The organism is Hymenobacter amundsenii (assembly GCF_002204745.1).
In the GTDB taxonomy this organism is placed as follows: Bacteria; Bacteroidota; Bacteroidia; order Cytophagales; family Hymenobacteraceae; genus Hymenobacter; species Hymenobacter amundsenii.
The window spans coordinates 16,398-30,873 of record NZ_NIRR01000030.1; the positions used below are offsets into that span (position 1 = coordinate 16,398).

Genomic DNA, 14,476 nt, shown 5'->3' on the forward strand with positions numbered 1-14,476 from the left:
CTCATCCGTCCCCTTACCCCATGAAACTACGCGTAATCATCACTGGGGCGACGGGCATGGTAGGAGAGGGCGTACTGCTGGAGTGCCTGAACAACCCCAATGTGGAGCAGGTGCTGTCCATCAGCCGCCGGCCCAGCGGGCATACCCACCCCAAGCTGCGGGAAATTCTGCACGAGAACTTCCTCGACCTCACGCCCATTGCCGACCAGCTGACGGGCTACAACGCCTGCTTCTTCTGCCTCGGCGTGTCGTCGGTGGGGCTGCAGGAGCCTGAGTACCGCCGCCTCACCTACGACCTCACCCTGCACTTCGCCCAAACGCTACTGGCCCGCAACGGCCCCGACCTCAAGTTTTGCTACGTGTCGGGCGCGGGTACCGATTCTTCGGAGCAAGGCCGCCAGATGTGGGCCCGGGTGAAGGGCGCAACCGAAAATGCGCTGCTGGCGCTGGGTTTTCGGGCGGCTTTCATGTTCCGGCCCGGCTTCTTGAAGCCCACGCCCGGCCAGCAACACGTGCTTTCGTATTACAAGTACCTGGGCTGGCTGTATCCGGTGGTGCGGGGGCTGGCGCCCCGCTACGCTTCTACGCTGGCCGAGCTGGGGCAGGCCATGCTGCACGTAACGCAACGCGGCTACGTGCGGCCGGTGCTGGAAGTGCCGGACATAGTGGCGGCGGCCAACGGATAAGGGCCCCGGCTGCAGCCAGCCCGCACTACTTACACTTGTCCTTGCGGCGGGTATCGATAACGTGGGCAATGCGCCAGCCGGCGGCCAGCTTCACCAGCTGAAACGAGTTGTAGCCGCAGTGGCTGAAGGTGGTGCCCCGGTAGAACTCGTAGGGCGTCCAGACGCTGGCCAGGTTGGCGTCAATCAACACCTGTTCGAACCGAATGCGCTCATCCCAAACCTCTTGGTGCGGCGTGCCCACGGCCCGCAAAAAGGCCGCCGGGCTCTCGGGGTGCACCGCGGGCGGGCCGGGGCCGTTGGTAATGGTGTGGAAAATGGCGCCCGGGGCCAGTGTAGCCCCCACGGCGGCGCTGTCGGCACGGCGCATACCGTCGAAGAACGCGCGGATGGTAGCCTGCACGGCGGCCGTTTCGGTGGACGGCGGGGGCGTGGTAGTCTGGGCCCGGGCTGCGAAAGTGGGAGCGAGCAGGGGGAGCAGCAGCAGCAGCAGCAGTTTCATGGCAGGGTGAGCAGGGGTTGGTAGGAGCGGGGGCGTGTGCTTTGGTTGGCGAAGTAAGGGTTCTTATTTCGGACTTCTACGGAACGGCTGGAGCTTCGCTTCGCTGTCGTGCGGTTTGTGCTATAGCCGTTCTGCATAAATCCTGTTATTATAGACGTAATTGCGCTGTTACGTTTTTCGGCTGCCGCTTGGCCTAGCCGCCTCGCAGTTCCCGATTCCGCCCGCCATTCACCATCCCACCCCGCATGACTCCCACCCGCACGTTCGATTTGCTTACCCGCCTGGTCGGTAATATGCCCGAGGCCGACCTGCTGGTGGAGAAAAAAGCCGGCCGCTGGCAACCGCTCAGCACCAGCCGGGTGCAGGAGCTGAGCAACCACGTAACGCTGGGCCTGCGCGCCCTCGGCCTCGGCCACGGCGACAAAATCGCCATCATTTCTCACAACTGTCCCGAGTGGGTGGTGGCCGATCTGGGCATTGCCCAGCTCGGGGCCGTGAGCGTGCCCATGTACCCCACCATCACGGTGGAAGACTATCGACACATTTTCCAGGATGCCGGGGTGCGGGCCGTGCTGGTGGCCGACGCCGACCTGCTGGTGCGGGTGCGGGCCGCCATGGAGGGCCTCGATCCGGCTCCCGAGTACGTGTTTTCCTTCGGTGAAGCACCGGGCGCCCGCTCGTTTCAGGAACTGCTCGATGCCGGGGCCGCCGCCGACCCGGCCCCGCTGGCCGACCTGCGGGCAGCCGTGCGCCCCGACGACTTGTTCACGCTCATCTATACGTCTGGCACCACCGGCCGGCCCAAGGGCGTGATGCTCAGCCACCGCAACATCGTGTTCAACTGCCAGAACCTAACCGGCCACCTGCCGCTGCCTCCCGGCCAGCGGGCCCTCAGCTTTCTGCCCTTGAGCCACATTTTCGAGCGCGTGGCCACCCACCTGTATATACAGCAGGGCTTCAGCATCTGGTACGCCGAAAGTGTGGAGCGCATTGCCGACAACCTGCGCGAGGTGCAGCCCCAAGTGTTCACGACCGTACCCCGCCTGCTCGAAAAAATCTATGATAAGATTGTGGCCACGGGCAATGAGCTGACCGGCGCGAAGCGAAAACTGTTCCTCTGGGCCCTGGACCTGGGCCTGCGCTACGACACCCAGCAGGACCAGGGGTTCCTATACAACGCCCAATTGAAGCTGGCCAACCGGCTCGTGTTTAGTAAGTGGCGGGCGGCGCTGGGTGGGCAAATACGCTACATTATCTGCGGCGGGGCAGCCCTACAGCCCCGGCTGGCGCGGGTGTTCTGGTCGGCCGGCGTGCGCGTGATGGAGGGCTACGGCATGACCGAAACCTCCCCCGTTATTGCGGCCTGCGAGCCGGTGCCTTCGGGCAACCTCATCGGGACGGTGGGGCCGGTGCTGCCGGGCGTGGAAGTCAAAATCGCGGCCGATGGTGAAATCCTGACCCGCTCGCCCTCCGTGATGCAGGGCTACTACAACCGCCCCGACCTCACGGCCGAGGCCATCGACGCCGAGGGCTGGCTGCACACCGGCGACATCGGGGAGATGGTGCAGGGGCGCTTTCTCAAAATCACGGACCGCAAGAAGGAGATGTTCAAGAACTCCAACGGCAAGTACGTGGCCCCCCAGCCGCTCGAATCGAAGCTCTCCGAATCGACGTTGGTGGAGCAGGTGATGGTGGTGGGCGAGGGCGAAAAGTACACGGCCGCGCTGGTGGTGCCGGCCTTCGGGCCCCTGCGGGCCTGGGCCGCCACCGAGGGCCTGCCCGCCGACCTCTCCGACGAGGATTTGGCCGCCCACCCCCAGGTGCAGGCGCTCTACGAAAAAGTAGTGGCCGACACCAACCCGAACTTTGCCAACTGGGAGCAGATCAAGAAAGTAGGCCTCGTGCCTTCGCTCTGGAGCGTAGAATCGGGCGAACTCACGCCCACGCTCAAGCTCAAACGCAAGGTTATCCGCGAGCACAACCAGCAGCGCCTCGAAGCCCTGTACCGGGGCTAACATACAAGCGGGCCGGCTTTTATCTGGTTTTAGCAAATCATTTTCCGGGGGCGGGTGTTATATTACCGAACCCGCAATTCCTTTTTCGCCATGCGCAAAGACCTGTTTAATCTCGGCCCCGTTTTCGGTTACTTCTTCCGCAAGCCCGACCCCAACCGGCCCGCCAACTTCAACCTGCGGACCATGCACTTCATCAATAAGCTGAGCCTGGCCATGTTTCTGGTTGGCTTTATGGTTCTGCTCTACCGCTGGTTTATCCGGTAGTTTTTGGCCGAAGTACCCTTCAAGCCCCAACGGGGCGACACGAACCGTTCGACTGGTGGTGTCGCCCCGTTGGGGTTTTATATTGTTACCCTTGCCAGGTTGCTCCCAAACTACCGCCCCTGCGGGACTGCCGGAAAGCTGGGAGCCTAGGGGCGCTCTGGTTACCTTCGCCTGACAACCGACAACTGAACCCATGCACATCGAAGAGTTCCGCGACTACTGCCTGCTGAAAGCCGGGGTAACCGAAGAAACGCCTTTCGGTCCCGATACATTGGTATTCAAGGTAAGTGGGAAGATTTTCGCCCTGACCAGCATCGAAACCTTTGCCAGCATCAACCTCAAGTGCGACCCCGAACGGGCCACAGAGTTGCGCGAGCAGCACGAGTACATATTACCCGGTTTCCATATGAACAAGCGGCACTGGAACACAATACTCATCGGCACGGGCATCCCCAGCGGGCAGCTGCGGCAGTTGATTGACCACTCCTACGAACTCGTGCGGGCCGCCTTGCCCCGGGCCACGCGGGCCGCGCTGGCGGCGCAGGAAGAGCCGGAGATATAACCCCCGACCGGGGTGGGCGTACACGGAGCATATCTTTTTAGCCTCCCTGCTTTCCGCTTATGCGCCTTACCAGCTCCCACGACGACATTGCTGCCAACATTAAAACCCTCGAAACCTACCTGCACGGCAACGATGCCGAGGCTCGGGAACTGGCCGTGGGGCTGCTCGAACGGGGCACCTATTTTATCGTGGCCGAGCTGAACGGAGCCATGCGCTTCTACCCCAGTTCCTTCGTGGGTTTCCAGGAGAATTCGGCCAAAAAACACCTCAAGAATGCCGGTAGCGGGGTGCGGGCCACCACTGGGGCCCTCGAAAAAACCATGCGGGCGCTACCCTTCGCCAGCGCCAAACTCAATGCGCTGTACCTGGAATACGCCCGCTCGGTGGGCATCGAGAACCCCAAGGAAAAACCGCCTTACGCCAAGGCCCGCCGCTTCTGGCTCACGCCTGGCAACAGCCTCAACCTAAGCCTGAGCGACTTCCCGAACGCGGCCAACGACCACCCGTATTTCCCGGAAGGCAACGCCGCCGCCCGCCTGCACCACCACCTCGACCGCCGCCGCAAAGCCACCGAGGCATCCCGCCACGCCTTCATTCACGAGCACGGCCACCTGTATTGCCAGGTCTGCAGCTTCGATTTTGAGAAAACCTACGGCACCACTGGCATCGATTACATCGAGTTTCACCACACCGTGCCACCGGCTGAAACCACCGATTCCTACAAGCCCAAAGCCGAGGAGTACGTCCTCGTCTGCGCCAACTGCCACCGCATGCTGGAGCGCCACCGCCCCTGGCTGACGCTGCCGGAGGTGAAGCAGGTGCTGGGCTAACGACGTAGGGGCGGGGCTTGACCCCGCCCGCCATTGAACGGTGTGGTTGGGCTGCACCGAACCAAACGTCATCGTTCAACGGCGGGCGGGGTCAAGCCCCGCCCCTACAGCGTTCTACTATTACACCACGATATTCACCATTCGGCCGGGCACTACGATGATCTTTTTGGCGGGCTTGCCTTCGGCGAAGCGCTCCAAAATGTCGGTAGCACGCACGGCGGCCTCGATTTCCTGGGGCGTGGTGGCGGCCGGGAACTGCAGCTGCTCGCGTACCTTGCCGTTGATGGCCACCGGGTAGTTCACCACGTCCTCGACCAGGAATTCCTCGCGGAACTCGGGGTAGGGGGCGTGGCTGATGGAGCCGGCCGCGTGGCCCAGCTGCTGCCAGAGCTCCTCGGCCAAATGGGGCGCGTAGGGTGAAATAAGCACCACCAGCGGCTCCAGAATGGCGCGCTTGTGGCAGTCGAGGGCCGTGAGCTCGTTCACCGTAATCATCAGGGCGCTGACGGTGGTGTTGAACGAGAACCGCTCAATGTCCTCTTCCACCTTGCGGATGGCCTTGTGCAGGGCCTTAAGCTCGGCGGGGGCGGCCGGTTCGTCGGTTACGGCGAAAGCGCCATCCTGCGGGTGGTAGAGACGCCAGAGCTTTTTCAGGAAGCCCGCCACGCCGCTCATGCCGTTGGTGTTCCAGGGCTTGAACTGCTCCAGCGGCCCCAGGAACATCTCGTACATCCGCAACGCATCGGCCCCGTAGCGCTCAATCAGCGTGTCGGGGTTCACCACGTTGTACTTCGACTTCGACATCTTCTCAACCTCCACGCCGACAGTATACGTGCCGTTGTCTTCGAGGATGAACTCAGCATTGGCGTACTCCTCGCGCCAGTTTTTGAAGGCTTCGATATCGAGCACGTCATTCTCCACGATGTTCACATCGACGTGGAGAGGGGTGACTGCTTGAACACCACTGGGCCCAATTTCTACAAGTGGATTTCTTCGATTAAAATCGGAAGCATAATTATCAATGAAATCCCTGATTTTGCTGATGGCTGCTTCATCAGCTGCTTCATATGCATCAAATGTATTCTTAGAGACAAAAATCACGGGAGGGAAATTCTTAGCAAGGTCGTGTCCTTCCTGTGCCTTTACTATCCAAGTGATGCTCATCCGATACACGAAGTTCGAGCGGCCCAGAATCATCCCCTGGTTGATGAGCTTCTGGAACGGTTCATTGGCCGTCACCAGCCCTAAATCTTTGAGGAACAAGTGCCAGAAGCGGGAGTAGAGCAGGTGGCCCGTAGCGTGCTCTGCACCACCAAGATATAGGTCCACATTCTGCCAGTAGGCTTCGGCTTCCTCGCTCACGAACCGCTCGGCGTTGTGCGGGTCCATGTAGCGCAGGTAGTACCAGCTGGAGCCGGCCCAGCCGGGCATGGTGCTCAGCTCGTAGGGGTACTTCCCCTTGTAAAGCCAGTCTTGAGCGCGGGCCAGGGGCGGCTCGCCGGTTTCGGTGGGCTTGTACTCGTCGATTTCCGGCAGCACCAGCGGCAAGTCGGCTTCGGCCACGCCGTAGGCTACGCCGTCCTTGTAGTAAATTGGGATGGGCTCGCCCCAGTAGCGCTGGCGGCCGAAGATGGCGTCGCGGATGCGGTACGTGATTTTGGGCTCGCCCACGCGGTTGGCCCGCAGGCGCAGGCGCAACTGTTCGGTGGCCTCATCGTAGGTGAGGCCCGTGATGAAGCCCGAGTTGATGTAGCGGCCCTCCTTGGTGGGGTCAGCCTGCTGGTCGAGGTGCTGCTGGCCGTCCAGAATCTGACGGATGGGCAGGCCGAAGTGGGTGGCGAAGAGCCAGTCGCGCTGGTCGCCGCTGGGCACGCCCATCACGGCACCGGTGCCGTAGCCGGCCAGCACGTAGTCGGCAGTCCAGACGGGCAGGAACTCCTGGGTGAACGGGTTCTGCACGTAGCAGCCCGTGGCCACGCCGCTGACAGATTTCACATCGGTCTGCCGCTCGCGCTCGGAGCGGTTGGTGGCCGTTTTCACGTAGGCCTGCAACTCGGAGTAGGTCTGCGACGCCTCGGGGGAGTAGTCGGCCTGGGCGGCGGCCCGCTCGCCCATGGCCAGCGTCAAGTCCAGCTCGGGGGCCAGCACCAGGAAGGTCACCCCGAAAATCGTATCCACGCGGGTTGTGAAGACCTCGATTTCCTCGGCCTGGGGCTTCATTTCGCCGTCAGCCGTCCGCAGGTACACCGGGAACCGTACGCTGGCCCCAATACTCTTGCCAATCCAGTTGCGCTGCATTTCCTTCACCGCGTCGGGCCAGTCGAGCGAGTCAAGGCCGCGCAGCAGGCGGTCGGCGTAGGCCGTGATGCGCAGATTCCACTGGGGCATCAGGCGGCGCTCCACGGGGAAGCCGCCGCGCTCCGAGAGGCCATCTTTTACTTCATCATTGGAGAGCACCGTGCCCAAACCGGGGCACCAGTTCACGTAAGTGTCTTGCTGGTAAGCCAGCCGGTAGGGATGCACGGCCTGCAAACGCTGTTTTTCGCTGAAGCTCTGCCACTGTCCGGCCGTAAAGTCGTGGCGTTCCTGCTCGTCGCCGGCCGCCCGGATGCCCGCGCTGCCGTTGCTGGCAAACTTGTCGAGCAACGTTTTCAGCGGCTCGGCGCGGTCAGTATCGAGGTTGTACCAGCTGTTGAACAGCTTAAGGAAAATCCACTGCGTCCACTTGTAGTAGGCCGGGTCGGAGGTGCGGATTTCGCGGCTCCAATCGTAGCTGAACCCCAGGGCCGAGAGCTGGCGGATGTAGGTGCTGATGTTCTGCTCGGTGGTGATGGCCGGGTGCTGGCCGGTCTGGATGGCGTACTGCTCGGCGGGCAGCCCGAACGAGTCGAAGCCCATGGGATGCAGCACGTTAAAGCCCCGCAGGCGCTTGTAGCGGGCCACGATATCGGAGGCAATGTAGCCTAGCGGGTGGCCCACGTGCAGCCCCGCCCCGCTGGGGTAAGGGAACATGTCGAGGGCGTAATATTTGGGCTTGTCGGAGGCGTTATCGGCCTGGAAAGTCTGGTGGTCTTTCCAGAAGTCTTGCCACTTCTTCTCAATATCCTGGGGATGGTAGCCGGGCATGGGCAGTCGGGGTACAGTGTAGAGGAACGGGCGAAATTACAGAAAAAGCCGCGGGAACAGACGATTTGGCCCCTCTACAAGCGGCAGTGAAGGCGGCCAAGAATAGTCGGGGTGCCGGTACGCACTTTAGGGTGTCATGCTGAGCGCAGCCGAAGCATCTCTGCCGCTTAGGCTGAGCCGTTGCTATGAAGCGGCAGAGATACTTCGGCTGCGCTCAGCATGACCGTTTCCACCTACGCTAAACTCCCAGCCCGTCCCAAACCCCCTCGGTACCCAGCACCCGGAACCGGGCGAACATTTCCTCCGCGTACCAGTCTTCCTGGCGCGTGAGGCGGATAACCTCCTTGTGCTTTTCGCTGCGGTAGGCGTACTCCTGCATGGCCTGGGCCGAATCCCAGAGGCTGACGGTGGCTTGGCGCACCACCGGCAACTCGCCCAGCCCGATGGCCGCCCGCACGCCTGGTGCGTCGGCAATGGTGGCACTTACCGGCGCCACGTAGCGCCAGAAGCGGGGCGTTTTCCGCAGCCGGATGGAAGCCCGGGTGAGCACCAGCACCGGCTCCCCGTCGGGAGCGGCGGTTTCGGTGGGTTCGGAGGCGTAATCGAATGGGTTCACGCCGTCCCAGAGGCCGTGGGCCTTGATGGGGGCCAGCCGGGCCGTCCAGATGGCGCTGGTGCGCTGCCGGTACTGCTGCCAGAGCGGGTGGGTGCCGAAGAAAGCTTCGGCTGCTTCCTCCGACTCCCAGACGGCCATGAAGCCGTAGCGGCGCAGGTTGGGCAAGGCCCCGAACCCACCCGCGCCGCTGCCCAGCAGCTTCTGGAACCGCAGCCCCGGCACTTGCTGCAAGGGCCGCTGGGCCGTAGCCATTTGGGCAAACCCCCAGCGCCGCTGGTCGGGCAAAAGCGTAATAATGGAGAGGGTCGTGAGCAAGGGCGGAGCGAACAGGAGGGAGGCGACAGCTAAAAACTAGAAAGCTAGTTCCCCTCCTTGGAAAGGAGGGGCTAGGGGTGGTTGAGGCTGCCAGAACGATAACCGAATTAGGGGTGGAAGTGCCGTTCAACGATTATCAACTACCCCTAGCTAGTCCTTATCCAAGGATAGGGAATACCTTTCTAGCCCTAGTTGCCACGCCAAAACAACAAAAAAGGGCCGGAACTGCTTCCGGCCCTTTCCTGAAAATAACGCAGCGCTTACTTCACATCTACTTTGGCGTGCTCGTTTACGTCGTCGGCGTCGCTCTTCTGGCCCGTGGCCACGGCCCGCACGTAGGCGTAAGCGCGGCTGAGCAGGCCGCTGGGCGAATCCCAGTACTCGCCTTTCTCGATGTCAACTTTCAGAATCATGATGCTCGGATCTTCCTTACCGTCGGGGAACCAGGCTTTCATGTCCTCGCTCCAGAGCTCGTTGATTTTGGCCTGGTCGCGGTAGGCGTTGCAACGGCCCGAAATGGACACGTACAGGTCGTCGGAAGGCGAGGAGAAGGCCAGGTTTACGTGGCTGTCTTTTTTCACCTCGTACACCTTAGCTGATTCCTTATCAGTAAGGAATAGCAATGAGCCGTCGGCTTCGGGCTTCTGGGTGGCCATCGGGCGGCTGCGCAACGACTGGTCCTCGTCGGCCGTGGTCGTGAGCATGCAGATATGGATGTCTTTTATTTTTTCGAGCAGTTTCTGGACGTCGTGGGTTACGGGCGTTTGGTTAGCCATGATAGGTCAGGGTTTGGGTAAACGATAGGGCAGGAGCGCCCTCACAGTGGCCAGAGTGGCCGTGGGCGCTGCAGTAAGTACGGCCGGGCCGGAGCCGGGGTTGTGCGGGGCGGGTGGGTTTCGCCGTACCTTCCGGCCGCTTCCGCTTCGCTGCTATGAACTTCCTGGCCCACCTGCTGCTCTCCGGCTCGCCCGCCGCTACCCCCAACTACGCCGATATCGTGGTGGGCAACTTCGCGGCCGAAGCCGTGCGGGGCCGGGCCGGCCTGCTGGCTTACCCCGAGGCCGTGCAGCGCGGTATTCGCCTGCACCGCTTCATCGACTCGTTTACCGATGCTCACCCGGTAGTGCGCCGCACCACCGCCCGCCTGCGGGCAGCCGGCCTGGGCAAGTGGGCCGGCGTGGTGTCCGATATGGGCTACGACCACCTGCTGGCCCGCGACTTCGCCCGCCACCATCCCGCCGAGCCGCTCCCGCAGTTTGCGCAGCGCCAGTACCAGTTGCTCCACCAGCGTCGCGCCGAGCTGCCCGAGCGCCTGCAGCACCTGCTGCATTACATGCGCCAGGGCGACTGGCTCAGCGGCTACGCCCACCCCGAAGGCCTGGAACAGGCTCTATTGGGCCTCAGCCGCCGTGTACCCGCCGGCGCCATCATGGCCACCGGCGCGGCCGCATTTCTGGCCGAATTGCCCGCGTACGAGGCCGATTTCGCGGAGTTCTGGCCGGAGTTGCGGGCGGGGGTGGAGGGAATCTAATGAGTGCCCTTCACTTTATAGGGAAGCCTACAAGCAAACCCCCGCCCAATTCTTCGCCCGAGTTCCTATCTTCAGCCCGCAGTAAACTTGTTTATCACCTCCCCGCCTGAACTGTCCGGTCTTTTGGGGATACTATAAAGGGCATTTTACTTCCTTAGCTATGAATAAGATACCATTTTGGGGTGTGGCGCTGTGCCTATTAGTGAGCTGCAAGAAAGAAGGCGTTGATTTACTACCGAAAGCCACCCAGGAGGGCAAAAACACGGCGGGCTTTCTGGCCGATGGCAAAGCCTTCACCCCGAATAAGGGCGGTGGGTTTGTGTCGGGGACAAATCCGGTGAATGGCTACCGCGAGAAAACTAAAATAGGAACCGTACTAGCTGTATCCTTTTCGGATCGTCGCGGTCAGCGGCAAGAGGGGCTGGGCATTCGTCTGCTAAACGTACGTCAGCCGGGTACATACGTGCTTGAGGAGCAACAGACCATTATTTTGGCCAACCAATCGCCTGGTTATCTGGTGTATTACAGTGACTTGATTGACCGGGAGGCCGTCTTCTATTCCGGGCCCGGTGATCCGGCGACGGTCACGATTACCCGGCTCGATACGATCAACAACATCGTTTCCGGCACCTTCGAGGCAGTTCCGCGCGAGAATGGCGGCTCCCGCACGGTGCAGATCACGAAGGGTCGGTTCGATGTAAAATACGACCGCAAATAATCCTGAATTTTTCCACGTCGTAATTTATCCCTGGCAAAGGGAGTAGATATTTTGAGCACATCACCCATCCAGTGCTCAAGCCGAAGTTTCATCTGCGGCACTAAGCAGCCTCCAGAATAAATTCAGCTGGGATATGCAGCGTCTGGTAGATCTTCTTTGCCAGCTTCATATTCAGGCTGGTTTTGCCGTTGAGCAGGTCGCTGAAGCGGCTGGCCGGGATGTCGAGTTTACCTTACCATACTCAGCATAATTGCCGGTAAACAGCAGATGAGAAATCCTGACCTTATCAGCCCGCCAAACACGCCGTCAGCTCGCCCGAATACGTGAGCGTGAGCTCGTGCATGGCCCGGGTGCAGGCCACGTAGAGCATGCTTTTATCGACTTCCGTTTTATAGTGGTGGGCGGAGGCGAAGGGCACGATAACCGCATCGAATTCCAGCCCCTTTGCTAAGTGGGCCGTGGTGATGATGGCGCCTTCCTTGAAGACCGTGGATTCCTCCGTGAGCAGGTACACATCCGGGGCTTGCAGTGCCTGGTACACCGCCTCGGCCTGCCGCAGGGTTTTGCAGATGATGCCCAGCGACTGATTACCGGAGCTATTGAACGCGGCCAGCAACTCCCCGATTTTGGCCAGCTCCTCGGTTTGGTTGGCGCAACGTAGCACGGCGGGGGCGGGGCCGTGCCGCTCCAGCGGAATGATGTGGGGATTGGGCGTGATGCGCTGGGCGAAGGCGGTAATCTCGACGGTGGAGCGGTAGCTGCGGTAGAGCTTCACGATGTCGGCCTGCGGGAAAACCCGCTCGATGGTTTCGGCCGACGAGGCGCTGTAGGGGTTCACCGTCTGGCTGACGTCGCCGAGGATAGTTTTGCGGCCCGGAAACAGGCGCGAGAGCACGGCGTACTGCACGGGCGTGTAGTCCTGCATTTCGTCCACCAGCAGGTGCTTCACGTGGTCGTAGGTGCTGATGCCCTCCAGGCGCAGGCGCAGGTAAATCAGGGCAAACACATCGGCATACTCTAGGTGCAGGCTGTGGTCGAGGCGCAATAGCTCGGGCCGCCCGATCCAGCAGTAGAAGTCTCGGTAGAGGTCGGCCACGTTGTTGAACCGGAACAGGCGGTTTAGCGCCTCCCCGACGGTGGATTTCTCCCGCCCGCTCAGCTTGCGGCCGGTGGCGTTGCGCACGTGGGCCCGTACGTCGTCGGCTACCAGCGCAAACCGCTTCAGCAGCGGCACCCGATGGTAGGCCCGGAGCTTGGTCTGCACGAAAGCGGCCGGTACCACGGTGGAGCCAATTCGCAGGTCCGAGAAGGTGAGGTAGTTGTTCTCGACGTGCAGCAGGTACTTGTTGAGCTGGCTGAGAAACTCGAACGACGATTTAAAGCGGATGCGCTCAATAAAGGCCGCGTCGTGCGCGTCGAGCAAGGCCGATACCTGCTCGAAGAAGGTCTGGAACGAGTATCGGCTGTCGAGCAAATCAGCCGCCAGTTCCTCCATGCCCAGCTCCGGAATGTGCTCCTCGCCCAGCTCGGGCAGCACGTTGGAGATGTAGTCGGCAAATACCTTGTTGGGCGAGATGATGAGAATGTCGTTGGCCCGGATGGTTTCGCGGTAGCGGTAGAGCAGAAAGGCAATCCGGTGCAGGGCAATCGACGTTTTGCCCGAGCCGGCTACCCCCTGAATCACCATCACCGAGGCCGTTTCGTTGCGGATAACGGCGTTCTGGTCGCGCTGAATGGTGGCGACGATGTTCTTGAGCTTGTCGTCCGACGACTTGGCCAGCTCCCGTTGCAGCACGTCGTCGTGGATGTTCACGTCGCTGTCGAGCATGAACTCCAGGCGGCCGTCGCGGATTTTATACTGCCGCTTGAGTTCAATCGCGCCTTGCTGCGGGCCGGCCGGGGTGGTGTAGGAGGCGGCTCCCAGCTCGAAATCGTAGAACATGGAGGCGATGGGCGCCCGCCAGTCGAAGATCAGGTTGCGGCGGCGCTGTTCATCGAAAAACGAATGCACCCCAATGTATATCGGAGCGGCGGCCTGCTTACGGGCCGCGAAATCGATGCGGCCAAAGTAGGGCGACTGGCCCAGCTTGAACAGCCGGCGCTTGCGGCCCACGGCGGCTTCGCCCGTAAAGGCCATCCGGTTAATGGACTGCCCGGCGGCCACCATATCGGCCTCATCCATGCCCGACTGGTGCTCGTGGATGTACTCCTTCTTCTCCCGCAACTCGTCGGAAAACTGCCGCACCGAATCATCGACCCGCCGAATGGCCAGCGTGAGCTGCTCTTTAATTTCTTCCAGGTACTCTTTTTCTTCTTGCAGCGTGGCGTTCATGGCGGGCAGTAGGTCGGGCATCATTAGCCCCAAAGGTCCGCGCAAATTCTGGCTTCCCGAAACGTGGGGGTGGTTATGGCGCGCGCCGGTCTGCGGCCTGTCGTGTGTCCGCCGGAATTGAGCTGGCGGTCGTGTTCTACTACTAGCGGTAGCTGACAATTATCTACTGGGGAAATGCTGGCTGCTGTTGCCACAAAATTTCTGGTGCAAATGATCGAATGGTGAGAGTAATATGAGGGGTAATTCTAGCAAGGGAGAGCAATGAAGTGAGTCTGATGGGTGACGTAATTCCCATACCGGATCTTGGAATAAGATTTATAGATATATGACCTACGAAGTGCTTATGGCAACGACCAATTGTTCATTCAGCCGATAAATCATAGTTTAGCATCATGAAAGTATATGAACATATGGAAATGTATTTGGGTAAAATCGCTCAAGGATGGAAACCAGAAGCAAGTACAATGGGCATTCAGGCTTCTATGTTCTTAGACACTCCCCATGATGAAGTCAATACCTATTCTACTTTAGGAATGAGCGACTTTAAACTTGATATAGGTGGAAAATATGTGAGGCAGGAATTGATTTTTGGTGCTAACAGATCAGTGCCAGCTGATGGTATAGTTTCCTTTTTAACAAGTTTTGCAGAAGGGGTAGTTAAAAGCAAAAGAGGCTTACTACGTGGTGAAGTAGTTTCCGGAAAAAAACTATTTACTGGCACCGAATGCACGGGAGTTTATTGCAGTAACCCAGTGTTTTGGGAAGACGAATTATCCTCTTTCGAGTTTTCAAATCCCCCGACTGTTTTTGTATGGCTTATGCCTATTTTGGAAAAGGAGGCTAATTATATAAATAAAAAAGGGTGGAGTGATTTTGAAGATTTACTTGAAAGTGTCGAATGTGATTTTTGGGATTTAAATAGAAAAAGCTGTGTTTAGGTTCGCAATTATATCGGTTTCACCCAACCCAGACCATTTAAAAA

The 14,476-nt window shown here is 60.2% G+C and carries 13 protein-coding genes; 8 read left to right on the plus strand and 5 right to left on the minus strand.

The window, feature by feature from the left end:
* The first annotated feature begins 20 nt into the window (after positions 1-20).
* Positions 21-686, plus strand: coding sequence for a Rossmann-fold NAD(P)-binding domain-containing protein (locus tag CDA63_RS15360; RefSeq protein WP_088465344.1), 666 nt, complete (start codon positions 21-23; stop codon positions 684-686).
* A 25-nt stretch (positions 687-711) separates the two neighbouring features.
* On the opposite strand, the gene CDA63_RS15365 is transcribed toward CDA63_RS15360, so the two are convergent.
* Complete coding sequence (locus tag CDA63_RS15365; protein WP_088465345.1) at positions 712-1,185, minus strand: nuclear transport factor 2 family protein; 474 nt, start codon at positions 1,183-1,185, stop codon at positions 712-714.
* Positions 1,186-1,430: 245 nt separating this feature from the next.
* Between CDA63_RS15365 and CDA63_RS15370 the strand changes: the two genes are divergently transcribed.
* The 4 genes from CDA63_RS15370 to CDA63_RS15380 all read left to right on the plus strand — a co-directional run bounded on the left by CDA63_RS15370 (position 1,431) and on the right by CDA63_RS15380 (position 4,856).
* Positions 1,431-3,200 carry an AMP-dependent synthetase/ligase gene (locus CDA63_RS15370; RefSeq protein WP_088465346.1) on the plus strand — a complete coding sequence of 590 codons (1,770 nt, stop codon included), beginning with the start codon at positions 1,431-1,433 and terminating at the stop codon, positions 3,198-3,200.
* 90 nt (positions 3,201-3,290) lie between these two features.
* Entirely contained in the window at positions 3,291-3,464 is a 174-nt protein-coding gene (locus CDA63_RS20935; protein WP_165768331.1) for a DUF6728 family protein, read from the plus strand.
* Between the two features lie 193 nt (positions 3,465-3,657).
* Entirely contained in the window at positions 3,658-4,026 is a 369-nt protein-coding gene (locus CDA63_RS15375; RefSeq protein WP_088465347.1) for an MmcQ/YjbR family DNA-binding protein, read from the plus strand.
* A gap of 59 nt (positions 4,027-4,085) precedes the next feature.
* Entirely contained in the window at positions 4,086-4,856 is a 771-nt protein-coding gene (locus tag CDA63_RS15380; RefSeq protein ID WP_088465348.1) for an HNH endonuclease, read from the plus strand.
* Positions 4,857-4,976: 120 nt separating this feature from the next.
* Here CDA63_RS15380 and CDA63_RS15385 read toward each other — a convergent pair whose 3' ends face one another.
* From CDA63_RS15385 to CDA63_RS15395, 3 genes are all read right to left on the minus strand, one after another.
* Positions 4,977-7,982, minus strand: coding sequence for a leucine--tRNA ligase (locus tag CDA63_RS15385; RefSeq protein ID WP_088465349.1), 3,006 nt, complete (start codon positions 7,980-7,982; stop codon positions 4,977-4,979).
* 238 nt (positions 7,983-8,220) lie between these two features.
* Complete coding sequence (locus tag CDA63_RS15390) at positions 8,221-8,913, minus strand: spheroidene monooxygenase (protein WP_242434696.1); 693 nt, start codon at positions 8,911-8,913, stop codon at positions 8,221-8,223.
* Between the two features lie 260 nt (positions 8,914-9,173).
* Positions 9,174-9,689 carry a pyridoxamine 5'-phosphate oxidase family protein gene (locus CDA63_RS15395; protein WP_088465350.1) on the minus strand — a complete coding sequence of 172 codons (516 nt, stop codon included), beginning with the start codon at positions 9,687-9,689 and terminating at the stop codon, positions 9,174-9,176.
* Positions 9,690-9,844: 155 nt separating this feature from the next.
* Between CDA63_RS15395 and CDA63_RS15400 the strand changes: the two genes are divergently transcribed.
* Positions 9,845-10,444: an acyl carrier protein phosphodiesterase gene (locus CDA63_RS15400; RefSeq protein WP_088465351.1), complete on the plus strand. Its 600-nt coding sequence runs from the start codon at positions 9,845-9,847 to the stop codon at positions 10,442-10,444.
* A 160-nt stretch (positions 10,445-10,604) separates the two neighbouring features.
* Positions 10,605-11,162, plus strand: coding sequence for a hypothetical protein (locus CDA63_RS15405; protein ID WP_088465352.1), 558 nt, complete (start codon positions 10,605-10,607; stop codon positions 11,160-11,162).
* Between the two features lie 286 nt (positions 11,163-11,448).
* Here the strand turns inward: CDA63_RS15405 and CDA63_RS15410 are convergent, their stop codons facing one another.
* Complete coding sequence (locus CDA63_RS15410) at positions 11,449-13,518, minus strand: HelD family protein (protein WP_242434697.1); 2,070 nt, start codon at positions 13,516-13,518, stop codon at positions 11,449-11,451.
* 368 nt (positions 13,519-13,886) lie between these two features.
* On the opposite strand from CDA63_RS15410, the gene CDA63_RS15415 reads away from it, so the two are divergent.
* Complete coding sequence (locus CDA63_RS15415) at positions 13,887-14,432, plus strand: suppressor of fused domain protein (protein ID WP_088465353.1); 546 nt, start codon at positions 13,887-13,889, stop codon at positions 14,430-14,432.
* The last annotated feature ends 44 nt before the right edge of the window (positions 14,433-14,476 follow it).

Excerpts from the sequence above, each read along its gene's own strand:
- CDA63_RS15365 (WP_088465345.1), bottom strand. The coding sequence starts at position 1,185 with ATGAAACTGCTGCTGCTGCTGCTGCTCCCCCTGCTCGCTCCCACTTTC.
- CDA63_RS15370 (WP_088465346.1), top strand. The coding sequence starts at position 1,431 with ATGACTCCCACCCGCACGTTCGATTTGCTTACCCGCCTGGTCGGTAAT.
- CDA63_RS15395 (WP_088465350.1), bottom strand. The coding sequence starts at position 9,689 with ATGGCTAACCAAACGCCCGTAACCCACGACGTCCAGAAACTGCTCGAA.
- CDA63_RS15380 (WP_088465348.1), top strand. The coding sequence starts at position 4,086 with ATGCGCCTTACCAGCTCCCACGACGACATTGCTGCCAACATTAAAACC.
- CDA63_RS15375 (WP_088465347.1), top strand. The coding sequence starts at position 3,658 with ATGCACATCGAAGAGTTCCGCGACTACTGCCTGCTGAAAGCCGGGGTA.
- CDA63_RS15360 (WP_088465344.1), top strand. The coding sequence starts at position 21 with ATGAAACTACGCGTAATCATCACTGGGGCGACGGGCATGGTAGGAGAG.
- CDA63_RS15415 (WP_088465353.1), top strand. The coding sequence starts at position 13,887 with ATGAAAGTATATGAACATATGGAAATGTATTTGGGTAAAATCGCTCAA.
- CDA63_RS20935 (WP_165768331.1), top strand. The coding sequence starts at position 3,291 with ATGCGCAAAGACCTGTTTAATCTCGGCCCCGTTTTCGGTTACTTCTTC.
- CDA63_RS15400 (WP_088465351.1), top strand. The coding sequence starts at position 9,845 with ATGAACTTCCTGGCCCACCTGCTGCTCTCCGGCTCGCCCGCCGCTACC.
- CDA63_RS15405 (WP_088465352.1), top strand. The coding sequence starts at position 10,605 with ATGAATAAGATACCATTTTGGGGTGTGGCGCTGTGCCTATTAGTGAGC.
- CDA63_RS15385 (WP_088465349.1), bottom strand. The coding sequence starts at position 7,982 with ATGCCCGGCTACCATCCCCAGGATATTGAGAAGAAGTGGCAAGACTTC.
- CDA63_RS15410 (WP_242434697.1), bottom strand. The coding sequence starts at position 13,518 with ATGATGCCCGACCTACTGCCCGCCATGAACGCCACGCTGCAAGAAGAA.